The sequence below is a fragment of the Bacillus cereus group sp. BfR-BA-01379 genome, assembly GCF_022663605.1.
GTDB lineage: Bacteria > Bacillota > Bacilli > Bacillales > Bacillaceae_G > Bacillus_A > Bacillus_A mobilis.
On record NZ_JAKUFT010000310.1, the window covers coordinates 1 to 223 of the forward strand.

The window sequence follows — 223 nt, forward strand, 5'->3', positions numbered from 1 at the left end:
GGATGGGAATACGAAACTGCCAAATGCAGAATTTACAATCTACAACGAACAAGGGAAAGAAGTAGTAAAAGGAAAAACAAATGAGCAAGGTATAGCGAAATTTAAACTACCGTACGGAAAGTACACGTATAAAGAAACAATAGCGCCAAATGGATATGTAATAAATGAAGAGACATTTGCATTTGAAATAAAAGAGGATGGAGAAATTATTAAACATATTGTA

Annotated in this window: 1 protein-coding gene; it reads left to right on the forward strand. The window is 32.7% G+C overall.

Going from position 1 to position 223, the window contains the following annotated elements:
• The coding region (locus MR113_RS28000) for a prealbumin-like fold domain-containing protein (RefSeq protein WP_242257529.1) at nucleotides 1-223 on the forward strand (223 nt) is incomplete at both ends.